Raw genomic sequence first — 14,631 nt, forward strand, 5'->3', positions numbered from 1 at the left:
TGATCCCGGGAGTATGCATGTCGAAGACTCAACTACGCAATTCGAAAACCGATCTGTTCAATATCGCGTCCATGCTGACCGATGCAGAACTCGAAGTCCGCGACAAGGTTGCCGAGTTCGTCGACCGCCGGGTGCGCCCAAATATCGCCCAGTGGTTCGATGATGCTCACCTGCCGATGGAACTTATCCCAGAAATGGCCGAACTGGGGCTGTTTGGCATGCACATCGACGGCTACGGTTGTGGCGGCCGCTCGGCGGTGGAATACGGGATTGCGATGCAGGAAATGGAAGCTGGCGACTCCGGGCTGCGCACCGTAATTTCCGTGCAGGGCTCGTTGGCGATGACGGCGATCGCCAAGAACGGCTCCGAGGAACAAAAACAGACCTGGCTGCCCAAGATGGCAACCGGTGAGATCATCGGGTGCTTCGGGCTGACCGAACCGACCGCGGGCTCGGATCCGTCGTCGATGGCCACCCACGCCAAACTGGTGAATGGCGAATGGGTGCTCAATGGCGCCAAGCGCTGGATCGGCCTGGCAACCGTCGCCCAGGTCGCGATCATCTGGGCCAAAGTCTCCGTTGCTGATGCCAAAGCGGCCGGTGTGCACCCCGACGGCGATACCCGCCCCGACGATGAGATGGTGGTCCGCGGGTTCATTGTGCCAACCGAAACCGCTGGCTTCCGCGCCGAAGCGATCGAACAGAAACTGTCGATGCGCGCCTCCCTGCAGTGCGATATCGCCCTGGACGATGCCCGGGTACCGGTTGATGCAATTCTGCCGCACAACCCCGGTTTGCGCGGCCCGTTCCTATGCCTCAATGAAGCGCGCTACGGCATCGCTTGGGGTGCGCTGGGCGCGGCACGCGATTCCATCAAAGACGCGCTGGAATACGCATCGACCCGCATGCAGTTCGGCAAACCCCTGACCGCCTACCAGCTGACCCAAAAGAAACTGGCTGACATGACTATCGCCCTGAATAAGGGCCAGCTCATGGCGCTACAGTTGGGGCGCGCTAACGATGCCGGGACCATGGAGCTGCACCAGATTTCGATGGCCAAACTCGATAACGTGCGGGTCTCCATTGAGATCGCCCGCGAATGCCGGACCATTCTGGGTGGCAATGGGATCACCGGTGACTACTCGCCGCTGCGTCACGCAAATAACCTGGAATCCGTGCGCACCTATGAAGGTACTGACGAGGTTCACACGCTGATCGTCGGGCAGAAGCTGACTGGTGAAGCTGCGTTTAGCTAAGCTCAGAAGACCGGCGGGCACCGTGTGCCGCGCCGGTCTTCTCTTTATGCTGAACCAAAGGGTAAAAACCTATGCGCGCCGCTGCGGCATCATCGAATCGTCTTCGGATCTGGGTTGTGACCGTGGCGTCGGCGTTAGCACTGGCGGTTGGGGTCTGTCGCGCTAAACGGATGGGTGGCGTTCGTTGGCGGTCGTGACAATTGTGGCCTGCCGACGACGTCCCAACCACCAGCGCACAATCGGTAGCGCGACCACAATCAGCGCAACAGCAATCCAAATGCCAGCGGCAATCGGCTGGGTAACGAAGTAGGTCAGGTCGCCGTTAGCTGCGGTAATACCCTGACGGAAGTGTCGCTCCACGAGCGGTCCGATCAGGGTGCCCAGCAGCACGGGTACCAGCTGGAAGTTGTAGCGCAGCATGAAGAAACCGATGACGCCAAGAGTTGCCGCGACGAGAAGGTCATACCAGCTCATTCGGAACGTGTACACCCCGGCCCAGCACACCGCTACCACCGCGGGTAAGAGCACCCAATTGGGCACTCGCAGCACCGCAACCCAGACGCGGATCAGGTTCACGTTCAAGAGCAGCAGCATCACGTTGCCGATCAGCAGGGAGGCAATCAGGCCCCAGAATAAATCCGGATTCGTGGTGACCAGTTGCGGCCCGGGCTGGATCCCGTGGACTTGCATCGCCACCAACATGACCGCAAGGGTCGCTGAGAATGGCAGCCCCAGCGCGAGCAGCGGGATCATCGATGACGTCGCAGCAGCATTATTGGCCGATTCAGGTCCGGCCAGCCCCGAGACCGCACCTTTGCCAAATTTTTCTCGATCACGTCCGACCATGGACTCCAAGCGATAACTCAACAGCGTGGACAACGAGATACTTGGTCCGGGTAATAATCCCAGCGCAAAGCCGATCCCGCTGCCGCGAAACCAGCTGCCCACCGAATTGCGCATATCCGATTTTGACGGGATCAATTCACGCCACCGCAAGGAGTCGACGCGCGGAGTGGAGCCCCGTTGGATGATGATGCGCAGGATTTCGGTGAGCCCAAACAGGCCAACCGCCAGGGCGACGATACTGACGCCCTGAGTGGCTTCGCGGACGCCAAAGGTAAATCTCGCCTGACCGCTGATCGCGTCTTCACCCAGTACACCCAGCAACAGGCCAAAGGCTAACGGCAACAGCCCGGCGGTCAGGGACCCACCCATGATCCGGGCAAGCACCAACAGTCCACCCAGAGTCAGCGCAAAGTATTCGGCGGATCCAAAGACTACCGCCACCTGGGCCACGGGGGCTGCCACCATGCTCAGTACGATCACACTGCCGGTGCCCCCGATGAATGATGCAATCGCGGTGATCCCCAATGCCGGCCCAGCGCGTCCTGAACGGGCCAGCGGATAACCTTCGAATGCTGAGACCACCGAGGGCGCATCTCCGGGAATATTCAGCAGCACCGACGTCGTCGAGCCGCCGTACATGATCCCGTAAAACATCCCGGCGATCACGATCATGCCTGTCAGTGGGTCAAAGACATAGGTCAGCGGCAGTAAGATAGCGGCACCGGACACCGGACCGATACCGGGTATCAGCCCCATAATGGTGCCCAGTAATGCTCCCACGAGTGCGGCAATCAGGTGTTCAACGGTGAATGCAACGCTAAGTCCGTACAGTAAACCTTCCCAAGGATTCATGGCAGTCCAATCCCTAAAAGGCGCTCAAAAACAAACCAGATGCCAAAAACTATCGCCGTCATGGTGACCGGGATCTTCCAGTGGAATTTCCCCTCAATCATGATGGCCAGTGCGATGGTACCCACCAGAGCGACCGGCAGGAATCCGAAGATCGGCAGCGTCACGGCACCGCCCAAGATGACTGCGGCCGCGAGCCCGAAGCGTCGCCAGGCAATGGGTTCATACCCGAAGGTGGCACCGCGGGCCTCAACCAGGGCAATGACCGAGGCGATAGCCAACAACCCCGCCACCAGCAGTGGAAAGAAGCCAGGGCCGGGCCGATCTAGTGTACCTAGTTCATAATTCGTCCAGGAAACCCAGGCGACGACTGCCGATACGAGCAGCCCCAGGACCCCGGCGACGCGCCAGGCAGTGGTGGCTGAGCGTTGCTCAACCTGCGGCGTTTGTAGCGGGGTGCTTTCGGGTTGCTGCTGGTGTGTCATGGTGTCCGGTTATGGCTCAAGGACAGCATATTCATCAATGAGATTGGAGATTTCTTCCTGCGTCGCCTCATGATCCAGTGTGGCTTGCGGTAGGCCGAGGCTTTCCAGGGTTTCGGACCATTCCTCGGATGCCACGAGCTCATTCATGGCGGTGATCATTTCTTCGCGCAGCTGTTCATCCAACCCCTCGGGACTGACGACATAGAAGCTGGTGCCCATGGGCACCTCGAGACCAAAGGTATCTATGGTTGGGGCATCAGGGTTTTCGGGTTCAGCATCATCAGCCAGGACGGCCAGAATGTTGACGTCGCCGGAGTTGATCTGTCCCTGGACCCCGGCGGTCGTGGAGATTTGGGCATCAACTTCGCCGCGCATGACCGCTAGGATGCCTTCACCAGCGCCGTCGGTATATGGCACGCTGCGCAGATTCCAGTCGTTTTGTTCATTGAGTAACTGGACCGTCAGGTCAGTTTGGGCGCCTTCACCGGTGACGGCGATGGATAATTCGGTGCCCGAGTCGGCTTCATCAATGAAGTCTTCCATGGTGTCAAAGTCGCCCTCGGAGGCAACCATCAAGGAAAACGGTGATTCAGCAACTTTTGCCAGTGCTTCGTAGCCTTCGGTCTGATCGTAAGTCAGGCCGTCTTCAACTAGGGGCTGCCACAATAAACCGTTGGACGTCGCCAGGGCCAGGGTCGTGCCGTCGGCTTCGGCGCTGAGTGCTTCATTCAAGGCGATCGTGCTGGCCCCACCGGTGCGGTTGGTCGCCGTTACATTAATGCCGTGCTCACTTTGCAATTGATCACCGACCCCACGACCGATCAGATCCGGTGTTCCCCCGGGGCCGAAGCCGATGAGCATCTCCAGGTTGGAATCAGGCCAGGCGGCGTCGTCCTGGCTCCCTTCGGCGGTGCAAGCAGTCAGTGTCAATACGGCTGCAGCCAATGCTCCAGTGACACGCAGTGCGGTCGTCAGCTTCATGGGTGGCAAACCTCCGGTGTGGCTAAAACGGTTATAAGAAAACCAAGTATTAGGGCAACCGCTCATGCTATTCGGCTGACCCCGCGATTTAACTTGCAGCTGCAACTCAAGGTAACAATGCTTTGCCTATTGGGCGCGTCTCGGGGAAGATGTTCAGCGATACTGCGCATCTTGAACACGGAAGGCGGCTGGACACGTGCCACGCATTGGATTTTTTACTCGGCTCCTCGAAGACGGCACCGCGAGTCAACGCTACGATTGGGCTCTGCAGCAGATTCAGCAGGCTGAACGGTGTGGTTTTTCCACCGCCTGGATTGCCCAACACCACTTCAATGCGGATGAAGGTGGGCTGCCCACCCCGTGGCCGTTACTGGGCGCGGCAGCACAGGCCACGCAACGAATTCGCTTAGGCACCGCTGTGGTCACCCTGCCACACGAAAATCCGGTGCGCACCGCTGAGGACGCCGCCGTGGTAGATATCCTTTCTGGGGGCCGGCTTGAATTTGGTATCGCCCCGGGCGCCAGCGCTGAAAACCTGGATGCACTGGGGTATGCCAACACCAACGCTCGGGAGCTCTTCAACGATAAGCTCCCGATCTTACGTGCCGCCCTGGCCGGAGAACCGCTGGGTCAAGCCGGGATGGTGCTGCAACCGTTGGCCGAAGGTCTCAATGAGCGCATGTGGCAGGCAACCTTTTCCGCCAACGGTGCCACCCGCGCAGGACAAGCCGGTGATGGGCTGATGCTTTCGCGCATTCAGCCGGGCTCGGAAGTGGGCGAACTGGTCGGAGACCTGCAGATGCCGATCATCCAGACGTACATCAAGCAACTGGCCGACGGCGTGGCACCGCGCATTCTCGCGTCCCGTACTGCGGTCGTTATTGATGAAGAAAATCGTTCCGCTGCTTTGCAACACTTGCGGAGCCGGGTGGCGGTGCTAGCCGAACGCAACCTGCGCAACAACGGCGAACTAATCTCGGCTGATGATCTCAACGACGCCGATCTGCTGCGCTACACCAACACCTACTTCGGCACCGTCGATGAAGTTGCCGAGCAACTAGCCGGAGATCAGGCCGCCAACGCATCGACCGAAGTCAGCTTCCAAGTCCACTCCCTAGATCCGGGCCATGAAATCACCATGCGCTCGCTGGAACTCTTAGGCACCCAAGTCGCACCAGCGCTGGGCTGGAGCATCGAAAACTAAGCCCCCAACACGGCGCCCAACCTCGAGCAGGGTTTGCACAGAAATCCAGACGTTAGGAGTCTCTTTCCGGGCGCGGGTGCGCATCGATGAGCTTACCGAGCAGCCTGCTCAGTTCGCCACGATCGGCCTCATTCAGGACGGCGAAGAACTCTTTGCTTGAGCGCTGGCGCTCGACCCGTAACTCTTCGTGCAGTGCGCGCCCTTCATCCGTAATGACGACGAGCGTCGCGCGCCGATCTTTCGGGTGCGGCACGCGCTGGACCAGGCCGCGTTCTTCAAGGCCGTCGATCACCTCGGTGGCCGAGCGCGGCGCGATGCGTAGCCGTTCGGCAATGTCACGCAGCTTGAGCCCAGACACTCCGCCGTCTTCTACATGTGGCGAATGCGCGATGGCGGCAAGCGCGCGATAGTAATGCGGGCTCATCCCATGTGGCGCAAGCTGGGAACCCCAGCGACGTCGCAGGCGATGGTTGATGCGGTGCAGTTGTTCTGCAAGTTCAGGCTGAGCTGGTTCCTCGGACATGGTTCTACTGTAACCCACGTTGACCAGTTACCTCATGATGAGGTAACCTCAGCATGAATATGACGCTTACTCCACAACTTTCTACACGCACGCAACCCGGTGGTGCGACCCGCCAGCGTGGCCCGGCAAAGCTGAACCCCAAAGACCGCACGCAGTTGACCCAGCATCCGGTGAGCCTGCGGCGCATCGCCCGGTTGTTCAAGCCACACCGCACTACGATCATCACGGTCGTAGCGCTCATTAGCCTGGCATCGGTCGTCAACCTCGCCCAACCATTTTTGTTGCGCGGGGTGTTAGATGAGGCCCTGCCACAACAAAATCTCGGGTTGTTGGGACTGCTGACCGGTGGCATGGTCGTCGTCGCCGCGATCACCGCGCTGATCGGCGTCGTGCAAACCTGGATGTCGACCAAAATGGGCCAAAAGGTCATGCATACGTTGCGCGTGCGCCTGTTTACCCACGTGCAAGCCCAATCCATGAGTTTTTTCACCACGACACGTTCGGGCGAAGTCCAATCCCGGTTGATGAACGACATCTCGGGCATGCAACAGGTGGTGACGACGACGGCCACGGGTGTCGCATCGAACCTGACGACCGTGGTGGCAACCCTGACGGCAATGGTCGTTTTGTCTCCTGTACTCACGCTGTTGTCGCTGATCGTACTGCCGCCGGCGATCTGGTTGTCGCGGAAGGTCGCGTTTATTCGGCGTGCGGTCACCGATGAACGCCAACAAGCGTTAGCCCAGCTGCATACGCAGGTCGAAGAAGGTCTGTCGGTTTCTGGTGCGCGGTTGTCCAAAACACTGGGGACCACCCAGCGCGATGCCCAGCGATTCGAAGAGCGCTCCGAGGCACTCATTGATCTCGAGATGCGCAGTCAGTTAGCGGGTCGCTGGCGGATGGCCACGATGCAGATCGTCTTTGCCGCCATTCCGGCGATCATTTACTTCACGGCCGGGCTGCCCGTGGCTTCGGAGGCGATGACCATTGGAACACTCGTAGCGTTTACAACGCTGCAAGCCCAGATCTTCCGGCCGTTGATGAGCCTCTTAGATGTTGGCGTCCAGTGGGTTACCGCGATGGCCTTTTTCTCGCGGATCTTTGAATACCTGGACCTGAAACCTGAAATCGTGCCACCGGCTGATCCGGTCAAGATTGATCCGACGACAGTAGCGGGCACGGTGCGCTTCGAGAACGTCGACTTTACCTATGCAAGTAGCTCAGATGCGACCGAGCGCAACATCTTGGACGGTATTGATCTCGAAATCCCGGCGGGCTCTACACTCGCGGTGGTGGGGCCCACCGGTTCCGGTAAATCCACGTTGGCAGCATTGCTACCTCGGCTGTATGATCCCACGGCAGGACGCGTGCTGATTGATGGCACTGACGTGCGAGATATTGATCCCGAAGTCCTGGCTTCGTTAGTCGGTGTGGTGTCGCAAGAAACCTATCTGATTCACGATACGGTGCGACAAAACCTGTTGTTGGCCAAGCCCGAAGCCGATGACGGCGAGCTCTGGGCCGCACTGGAATATGCTGCGGTTGCCGAAACGATTCAGCAACTCCCCCAGGGCCTGGACACGCTCGTCGGGGCGCGCGGGCACCGCTTCTCCGGTGGTGAGCAGCAGCGCTTAGCGATTGCTCGCACGCTACTGCGCAACCCACCAATTCTGGTGTTAGATGAGGCGACGTCAGCATTAGATAACACAACCGAAGCTCATGTGCAGCAAGCACTCGATGAGCTGGCCGAACATCGCACCACGATGATGATCGCGCACCGACTCTCGACTGTCATGAACGCCGACACGGTGGTGGTTCTCGAGGCCGGTCGAATTATTGAAGTCGGGGCGTCCCATGACCTACTTCGGGCCGGTGGGGCGTTTGCAACGCTGGCGGCCCGTCGCGCCGTCTAGCACCATCAGAAGGCAAGCAACCCGTAGGTGTTGGAGATTTCGTTGAAGAACGATGCTCCCATAGCCGCTAAGAGCATGAACATCACGATGCTCAACACGATCCCTACGGCCATCCAGATCAGGCTGGCACGAGCGAAGTTGCGTTTCGCGATCGAAGTACCGCTACCAAACGCCAACACCAGCATGTAGATCACGTTCACCAGCGGGATGAACATGATAAACGTAACCAGCACCCAGCTGCCTAGGCTTTCCCGATCCTGGGGTGGCAGATTGCCGTAGCTAAGATTCCCTGATTGCTGGGGTTGCTGATAGGGAGGCTGGCTTGATTGTGGATACGGCGGGTACTGCGTCATAAGATAGCTCCTGATTGAGACATAGAGAGAATACTTCCACCACTACCTTACTCTTCTAGACTTCGTGCCCAGTCGGCCCGCAACCGATGTTCATCGAGCTGGTAACCCCGCACGATCACAAGCACTACAAGTGCACAGCTTTCATTATCGGCCCGTTCTTAAACGTCTTGCATGCCACCGGCGGTTGCTAGTATGTGGCTCAACCGGCGGGCAAGCTGGGAGGCAGGCTCTGGGTCGTTATCTCGGAGCCAACGCTCTGTTCGCCAGAGTGCGCCCGCACCTAAAAACATGGCGTGTTCGCGCAGCCCTGCAGCAGTGGATTCAGCTTTCTTGATGACAGATCCAAGCGTGGGTACGTTAATAATCCGCGAAGCTAAAAACTCGATGACATCTTCTCGCACGTCTCGCCCTGCGGTCGAGTCTAAGATCGCTAAGTAAAAGGCGCGGCGATGCTCCAGCTCTTGAAGTAGAGCTTGCAACACTTTTGTGGCGGCCGTCGCCCACGACACCGTGTGAGGCGGTTGCAGAGATGGAACCGTATCAAATAGCGATTCGAGTCGCACCAGTGCCGCTGCGCGCATCAGGCTTGGCAGGTCCCCAAAGTGCTGATACAGGGTTGGTCGGCTCACTCCTGCCGCTCGTGAAATTTCTGCAACACTAAAGGTTTCCCCCGGCTGCCCTTTATCCAAAGCTTCGGTGACGGCAACAATCAACGCTGTTCTCGAGCGCTCAGCTCGCGGATTGACCGAACCATCGACACCTTCGAGCTCAGAGGTCACTGCCATCATGTTGTTACACCAATCCTCATCGATAAGCGTGCTGTCAGATTGACATGATCTAGCATACCAGGATAAGTTTACACCTGTAAGATTTACATGTGTCAAAGTAGTGTACGAAATGCAGCTTGGGAGTTCGTTTTATGTCCCGACTCAACCCCAAGGTTCAGTTGACGATTATCCTGACGGCACTGGCCGTGATTCCTCTGATCTATGCCAGCCTGTTGGTTTGGTCGGTCAAAGACCCCACCGGTTCTTTAGAGGTCATGTCCGCCGCCATTGTAAATAAGGACGAGCCTGCCACGACCAGTGAGGGTGAGCAGCTTCAATTAGGCGATGATCTCACCGAGACGTTGCTAGATTCTGATGAAAGCTTCCATTGGACAACCATGGACGAAGACGTCGCTTACGATGCTTTAGAAAACGACGACATTCGAGCAATTTTAGAGATTCCCAAAGACTTCTCGTCAAGCGCGGCATCCCTGGGCGACGATGACCCTTTAGCTGCAGTTCAATCTCAACTGACAATCATCACCGATGATGCTTCGAATATTATCGCCGGCAATATCGCTGCCACCGTGGGCGAAGCCGTTCAAATGTCTGTATCAAAGCAAGTCGGCGAAGAATTTGTAGCGCAGATGACGGTGGGCTTTACCGAGATTGGGGAAGCACTAGATAAAGCGGCCGATGGTGCCCACGAGCTTTCCGATGGAACTTCCAGTGCTCGTACCGGAGCAGGCGATCTGGTCGTGGGTCTTGATGAGCTCACCAGTGGAGCCAATACGCTGTCAAATGGTGCGGCTGATCTCGCGGCTGGCACTAGTGAAGCCGCTTCTGGGTCCCGTGAGCTAGCTTCAGGTCTAGCCACCCTTGATACCCAAACTCAAGACCTGCCTGATACAGCTGAAGATATTGACAACAAAGCTCACCAGTTCGCCGACCGCATCGAAACCATCGCTGACGATATTGCAGACGCCTCGGCAAAAGTCGACACTCTGGCGAGTGATGCACAAAGCGCTTTAGATAACGCTCAGGGGGCGGGATCAGCCTCCGAAAATATTGAGGAGTTACTCACCTCCGGGTCACAGTACACCGATGACATCTCTGCTAACGGACAGGACCTCTTAGATAGCTGGGACGCCTTCTCGGACGAACAACGTCAGGCTGCTGTGCAAGAAATGATGGACAACGCGGAGGCAGTAAAAAACTCCCACGATGAGGCGCAAAAACAGGCCAATGCACTACGCCAGGATGTAGCCGATCTGGTTGGCGTCGAGACGACAGGTGGTCCCGCCACCGGCCTGACCGGTTTATCAACAAACATTGCACAGTTGCAGGAAGTCCTGGATCGCGTGCATGCCGGAGCAGATCGGGGCACTGAGGGTAGTGAGCTGATGCACGAGGCTGCTGATCGCTTGACGACGTCCACCGGCGATCTCGTAGATGCGGCACAAGAGCTTTCTGGTGCGATTAGCACAGCGGCAGCCGCTTCCAGTGAGCTCAGCACCGGGCTTGAGACGCTTGATGAGGGCGCTACCGCACTGAATGATGGTTCATCCGATTTAGCCTCCGGGGCAGGCGACGCAACGGCGGGAGCTTATGATTTGCGCGGTGGACTGGGTCGGCTCGACACGGGAGCTAGTGATCTAGCAACAGGACTCGATGAGGGTAAAGGCGATGTTCCCCGCTATTCCGACGAAGAAAGCGATCACCTGGCTGACACTGCTTCAGACCCTGTCACTCTAGCTCAGCAGCGTCTCCATGAGGTCCCCGGTTATGGTTGGGGTCTCGCGCCGTATTTCATGGGACTTGCACTCTGGGTCGGAGCCATGGGCTATTTCCTGATGCAACCTGCCATCAACGTCCGTCGCGTTATGGCCACTGATTCCCGACTACGCGCCGTATTGGCTAGCATAACGCCGGCGTTTCTCATGGCGTTTATTCAAAGTGCGTTGATGGTCACTTTTGTACGATTCGTCGTGAATATTGATATGGCGCAAACAGCTGGAGTCTATGCACTGAGTTTCTTCGCAAGTCTGACGTTCTTCATCTTGAATCAGATGCTCATAGCCGTCTTCGATGCACCCGGCCGCTTCTTTGCGCTGATCCTGATTGTCTTGCAGCTATCAGCTGCGGGCGGGACGTATCCAATTGAAACAGCTCCGCAGTTCTTCCAACACCTACATAGTTGGCTGCCCATGACCCACGTGGTCACCGGGTTGCGATCGCTGATTGCCGGGGGCACATTCAACACAAGTGGTATCTTGCTACCGCTGGCCGTATGGCTGCTAGTTTCCTTCGTCGCGCTTATCAGCGCAATCCTGGTGACCTGGGCTAAGACCCACCGCTCCCGCCCCGCGAAACGCTCTGCTCAGCACGCCAAAACAACGAAAGAACCCGCGCGGAGCTGAAATCACACGCCAGCGCCTTGACGGTAGCGATGCGTGTCGGTTGAGACGCCAAGCGGAACATGCTCGAGTACGCAGGTGCCCAGTTGCATTCTAACCAAGACGGGTTCAGGCACCAGCCTAATACCCCATTTCGATTCCACCCTATTACGGACAGTGTTTGGCGGCGGAAATCAGGTCCTAAGTGGTGGCACCGCCACGGTTCGTTAACGCCAGCGTGTGCTTCCTCGACAGCGACGCTCTACCGTTGACGGCACCGGGTTCACCATTGAGACCAAAACCTTTGTGAAAACCGGCATGATCAATGAACCCGGCGGCTGACAGTTTGATGGTCTGGGCATTGTCGCCGGCCTCGTGATCGACAAAACGCGGCGCATCGTCAGGCAGAGTGGTAGCGACTTCAATCGGCACGACGGGGTTGGTGAAAAGGCGCCGGTTGACCAGGCCAACGCCAAGGTCGTTACTTGGTTGCAAAACTTTGAAATTGCTTCGGAGTTGCTGGACTCGTTAGAACGCGTGCTGTTTAATGAGAACTAGGATGTCGATGATTACCGTTCGATCATCGAGGAATGAGTAGTAGCAAACCAAGAATACGTTGAGGGTCTGACTCAGTAGTTAGTCCTTCAACTTGCTGACAGCCGCTGGTTTCCACTACCCAACTCGAAGCTAGCGGCACCAGCGTATCCACTCCTGTCGCCACTTAGGACACACCATGAAAATCTCAGCTCGATTCTATAAAACGGCCGCGATCCTTTCTGTTGTCGGCCTAGCTCTGACCGGATGTATTGACGACTATGACCCAGAGGACACCGCCCCTCCAGGTGATGGTGAAACCCAAGGCAGCTCGGTCACCATCGATGGTTTCAACGGCTGGGATGAAGGGATCGCCTTCTCCGAGCTGTAGCCACACGTCCTTGAACAAAAAGGCTATGACGTTAGCCTCGAATATGCGGATCCAGCTGTGACTGTTACTTTCGTTTGGCGGTTGCTCACAGCTTCATATGGCGGTCTGCCCGGTACTTCTTAATGTTGCTACCCAAATGCACCGCCCTCAAAGGGGCCTTGGAAAGGTAGCGCAATTGTCTAAGAACGCCGCATGGATTGCCGTCATCGTGAGCTCGGCAGTGGTCATTGCCGCGCTAGTCTCTGTGGCTGCTTTCCGCTACGCCTTGCCCCTGGTGTATCCGGCTCCTCCGGAGCCTGATTACATGCTCCAAGCGCTCATTGCCTGGATCGGTTGCGCCGGGGTGGCAGTGGCCGGCGGCATCACCGGTGTGGCTGCACACACGCCCCCAACCCAGCGAAAACGCTCCGTGAGAAACGGGTGCATGGTCATGATGGGGATCGGGGTTCTAGCAGCGGTAGCTGCGCTAACCATCCCCTCGGCCTAATGCAACGCATAGAACCGCCCACCCAAGTTAACGAACACAGCACATGTCAAGGATGGTATACCCTGGTGGGCCATGCGGGGCGGGCTTCAGCGAGTCGTGTGTTTACCTTTTGTGCTGCGGTGGACGTTTGGGTCAGGTCATAGGCCAGTCCCGGTATCGTGGTCAGAGTAAATTGCCAGCATCCAGGACCGGTCTAGAAGATGTCCGATTACGGCGGGCTTAGTGCTGCACCGGATGATCCTGGTTCGTTTCCTCGCAGCGGCTGATTAGGCATCGCGCGCGGTCTGGGTCAACGTCTCATCCTCCGGCTCGGTCGCTCGGGAGCGCTGCAGGGCTTGACGGCGTTCGCGTTCGCGGAAGCTGTAGGCGGCCTCGCGGACCGACTCTTCGGACTCGAAGCCTGAGCCGATGGCACCGGCCACGGTTGCGGCGGCGGTTGTTATCAGAGCAACGATAAGGTGCTCTGCGAGTCCAGGCTCCGGTCCGGCGTACTGGCGAAACACCTCGGGCGTGAAGACCAGGAATGTGGCGATCAGGTTGAGAACAAAGAGCGCCAGGTAGCCAAATACCAGCCCGATGGTCAGGGTGATTACGGTCGAGGCATTAAACAAGCCCGTGAGATCACGTTCCTGCGGCGGTAGATGCGTCTTGCGCTCCCACAGGTGATGGTAGACGATCAGCCACGTGAGCATCACGGTGATCGAGGCGATGACCGTGGCCACCCGTTGCCACACCGACATCGTGAGTGCCAGTTCCCACAAGGTGGTGTTGATCAAATAGAACGCGCTAAATGCGAACGCTCCCACCAGCGCTCCCCGCAGACCCGACACCAACCGCCAGGGCCGGTTATCCCGGACCATTCAGATCAGCAGCCGCAGCCGACTCCGCGACGCGAGGATGCGCAGGTCGATATCATCGTCGTCGGGTGTGGTCCGACGCAATGCCCCACTCAGCGCGGCGATGCGGCGCTGGCGATGCTCCTCAGAGTCCTCGTGCGGGGTTCCCTTGCAGTACAGGTCGATAATGAGCTGTGCCGTCACCTGACGGACTCGACGCCGCAATGCCATCGCGCCGAAGGCCGGAAGAGACACCACCGCGACGTTTCGACTGCTGCTTGCATCAGCTGCAACGGCGTGACCGTCGGCAATCAGCGGAAGATCGGTGATGCACACCGCGAAGTGCCAGCTACGCTGCCGCTTACGCTCGGTTGCCAGGTTCAGCATTTCGGCGTCACGCATGTCGCTGGGCGGCAACCGCTCCCGACACACTTCGATTTTCCACTCTCGATCCGGCAGTTGTTCAGACAGGAGCCCCGGGAGCTCCTGTTCGAGATGCTGTGCGACCTCTGAGGGTGCAGCCACCGGATCGGCCAGCACACCGATGATCATCGGTTCCGGATTCTGCCTGTGGTTGTCGTGTATTGTCACAGTCCGCTCCTTCGATACGAGAAGTTCACGTACCCGTCCGACCGCACCATCCGCATAACGTCGAACTTACCGCGAGTGTAGCGTAGGCCACAGAGAGCCGGCTGAACGCTGCGACCATGATCCCATCTCAGCTTGGGCATTGGGCCAATTCATCTGGGCGCCCACATCAACTGCGATTTCGATGCGCCTCAGACGTGCCGTCCGGGCCTGTGAAAAACC

The 14,631-nt window shown here is 58.1% G+C and carries 15 protein-coding genes; 6 read left to right on the plus strand and 9 right to left on the minus strand.

The features are described 5' to 3' along the window. Positions 1-17: 17 nt before the first annotated feature. Positions 18-1,256 carry an acyl-CoA dehydrogenase family protein gene (locus tag FB556_RS02695; protein ID WP_141864509.1) on the plus strand — a complete coding sequence of 413 codons (1,239 nt, stop codon included), beginning with the start codon at positions 18-20 and terminating at the stop codon, positions 1,254-1,256. A gap of 162 nt (positions 1,257-1,418) precedes the next feature. On the opposite strand, the gene FB556_RS02700 is transcribed toward FB556_RS02695, so the two are convergent. From FB556_RS02700 to FB556_RS02710, 3 genes are read right to left on the minus strand one after another with little or no spacing between them, the layout of a single operon-like run. Continuing rightward, positions 1,419-2,954 (minus strand): tripartite tricarboxylate transporter permease, encoded by a 1,536-nt coding sequence (locus FB556_RS02700; RefSeq protein WP_141864511.1) that lies wholly within the window; start codon positions 2,952-2,954, stop codon positions 1,419-1,421. Then, complete coding sequence (locus FB556_RS02705) at positions 2,951-3,436, minus strand: tripartite tricarboxylate transporter TctB family protein (protein WP_141864512.1); 486 nt, start codon at positions 3,434-3,436, stop codon at positions 2,951-2,953. Before FB556_RS02705 ends, FB556_RS02700 begins: the two co-directional genes overlap by 4 nt. Positions 3,437-3,445: 9 nt before the next feature. Next, positions 3,446-4,417 carry a Bug family tripartite tricarboxylate transporter substrate binding protein gene (locus tag FB556_RS02710; protein ID WP_170200337.1) on the minus strand — a complete coding sequence of 324 codons (972 nt, stop codon included), beginning with the start codon at positions 4,415-4,417 and terminating at the stop codon, positions 3,446-3,448. Between the two features lie 196 nt (positions 4,418-4,613). Here FB556_RS02710 and FB556_RS02715 point away from each other — a divergent pair, with 196 nt between their 5' ends. Continuing rightward, positions 4,614-5,621 carry an LLM class flavin-dependent oxidoreductase gene (locus FB556_RS02715; RefSeq protein WP_141864516.1) on the plus strand — a complete coding sequence of 336 codons (1,008 nt, stop codon included), beginning with the start codon at positions 4,614-4,616 and terminating at the stop codon, positions 5,619-5,621. A gap of 52 nt (positions 5,622-5,673) precedes the next feature. On the opposite strand, the gene FB556_RS02720 is transcribed toward FB556_RS02715, so the two are convergent. Next, positions 5,674-6,144 carry a MarR family winged helix-turn-helix transcriptional regulator gene (locus FB556_RS02720; RefSeq protein WP_141864517.1) on the minus strand — a complete coding sequence of 157 codons (471 nt, stop codon included), beginning with the start codon at positions 6,142-6,144 and terminating at the stop codon, positions 5,674-5,676. Between the two features lie 53 nt (positions 6,145-6,197). Between FB556_RS02720 and FB556_RS02725 the strand changes: the two genes are divergently transcribed. After that, a complete protein-coding gene (locus tag FB556_RS02725) occupies positions 6,198-8,057 on the plus strand; it encodes an ABC transporter ATP-binding protein (protein ID WP_141864519.1) in 1,860 nt (619 codons plus the stop codon). A 5-nt stretch (positions 8,058-8,062) separates the two neighbouring features. Here the strand turns inward: FB556_RS02725 and FB556_RS13505 are convergent, their stop codons facing one another. After that, the gene (locus FB556_RS13505) at positions 8,063-8,410 is read right to left on the minus strand and encodes a hypothetical protein (RefSeq protein ID WP_211343955.1); all 348 of its coding nucleotides are present in this window, start codon (positions 8,408-8,410) and stop codon (positions 8,063-8,065) included. Between the two features lie 158 nt (positions 8,411-8,568). Further along, positions 8,569-9,198, minus strand: coding sequence for a TetR/AcrR family transcriptional regulator (locus tag FB556_RS02735; RefSeq protein WP_141864521.1), 630 nt, complete (start codon positions 9,196-9,198; stop codon positions 8,569-8,571). Positions 9,199-9,329: 131 nt separating this feature from the next. Here FB556_RS02735 and FB556_RS02740 point away from each other — a divergent pair, with 131 nt between their 5' ends. Continuing rightward, positions 9,330-11,597, plus strand: a complete 2,268-nt coding sequence (locus FB556_RS02740; protein ID WP_141864523.1) for a YhgE/Pip domain-containing protein — start codon at positions 9,330-9,332, stop codon at positions 11,595-11,597. Between the two features lie 177 nt (positions 11,598-11,774). Here FB556_RS02740 and FB556_RS02745 read toward each other — a convergent pair whose 3' ends face one another. Continuing rightward, complete coding sequence (locus FB556_RS02745) at positions 11,775-12,068, minus strand: hypothetical protein (RefSeq protein ID WP_141864524.1); 294 nt, start codon at positions 12,066-12,068, stop codon at positions 11,775-11,777. Between the two features lie 238 nt (positions 12,069-12,306). Between FB556_RS02745 and FB556_RS02750 the strand changes: the two genes are divergently transcribed. After that, entirely contained in the window at positions 12,307-12,498 is a 192-nt protein-coding gene (locus FB556_RS02750; protein ID WP_141864526.1) for a hypothetical protein, read from the plus strand. Between the two features lie 175 nt (positions 12,499-12,673). After that, the gene (locus FB556_RS02755) at positions 12,674-12,985 is read left to right on the plus strand and encodes a hypothetical protein (RefSeq protein ID WP_141864528.1); all 312 of its coding nucleotides are present in this window, start codon (positions 12,674-12,676) and stop codon (positions 12,983-12,985) included. A gap of 266 nt (positions 12,986-13,251) precedes the next feature. On the opposite strand, the gene FB556_RS13510 is transcribed toward FB556_RS02755, so the two are convergent. Together FB556_RS13510 and FB556_RS13515 are read right to left on the minus strand one after the other, a co-directional pair. Beyond that, positions 13,252-13,845 carry a hypothetical protein gene (locus FB556_RS13510; RefSeq protein WP_211343956.1) on the minus strand — a complete coding sequence of 198 codons (594 nt, stop codon included), beginning with the start codon at positions 13,843-13,845 and terminating at the stop codon, positions 13,252-13,254. Continuing rightward, a complete protein-coding gene (locus FB556_RS13515; RefSeq protein WP_211343957.1) occupies positions 13,846-14,412 on the minus strand; it encodes a hypothetical protein in 567 nt (188 codons plus the stop codon). Between the last annotated feature and the right edge of the window lie 219 nt (positions 14,413-14,631).

It is taken from the genome of Enteractinococcus coprophilus (assembly GCF_006716305.1).
Taxonomy (GTDB): domain Bacteria; phylum Actinomycetota; class Actinomycetes; order Actinomycetales; family Micrococcaceae; genus Yaniella; species Yaniella coprophila.

Bases quoted from the DNA above. Each gene is read 5' to 3' on its own strand.
- FB556_RS02705 (WP_141864512.1), bottom strand. From the start codon at position 3,436: ATGACACACCAGCAGCAACCCGAAAGCACCCCGCTACAAACGCCGCAG.
- FB556_RS02750 (WP_141864526.1), top strand. From the start codon at position 12,307: ATGAAAATCTCAGCTCGATTCTATAAAACGGCCGCGATCCTTTCTGTT.
- FB556_RS02700 (WP_141864511.1), bottom strand. From the start codon at position 2,954: ATGAATCCTTGGGAAGGTTTACTGTACGGACTTAGCGTTGCATTCACC.
- FB556_RS02695 (WP_141864509.1), top strand. From the start codon at position 18: ATGTCGAAGACTCAACTACGCAATTCGAAAACCGATCTGTTCAATATC.
- FB556_RS13505 (WP_211343955.1), bottom strand. From the start codon at position 8,410: ATGACGCAGTACCCGCCGTATCCACAATCAAGCCAGCCTCCCTATCAG.
- FB556_RS02720 (WP_141864517.1), bottom strand. From the start codon at position 6,144: ATGTCCGAGGAACCAGCTCAGCCTGAACTTGCAGAACAACTGCACCGC.
- FB556_RS13510 (WP_211343956.1), bottom strand. From the start codon at position 13,845: ATGGTCCGGGATAACCGGCCCTGGCGGTTGGTGTCGGGTCTGCGGGGA.
- FB556_RS02740 (WP_141864523.1), top strand. From the start codon at position 9,330: ATGTCCCGACTCAACCCCAAGGTTCAGTTGACGATTATCCTGACGGCA.
- FB556_RS02725 (WP_141864519.1), top strand. From the start codon at position 6,198: ATGAATATGACGCTTACTCCACAACTTTCTACACGCACGCAACCCGGT.
- FB556_RS02710 (WP_170200337.1), bottom strand. From the start codon at position 4,417: ATGAAGCTGACGACCGCACTGCGTGTCACTGGAGCATTGGCTGCAGCC.
- FB556_RS02735 (WP_141864521.1), bottom strand. From the start codon at position 9,198: ATGATGGCAGTGACCTCTGAGCTCGAAGGTGTCGATGGTTCGGTCAAT.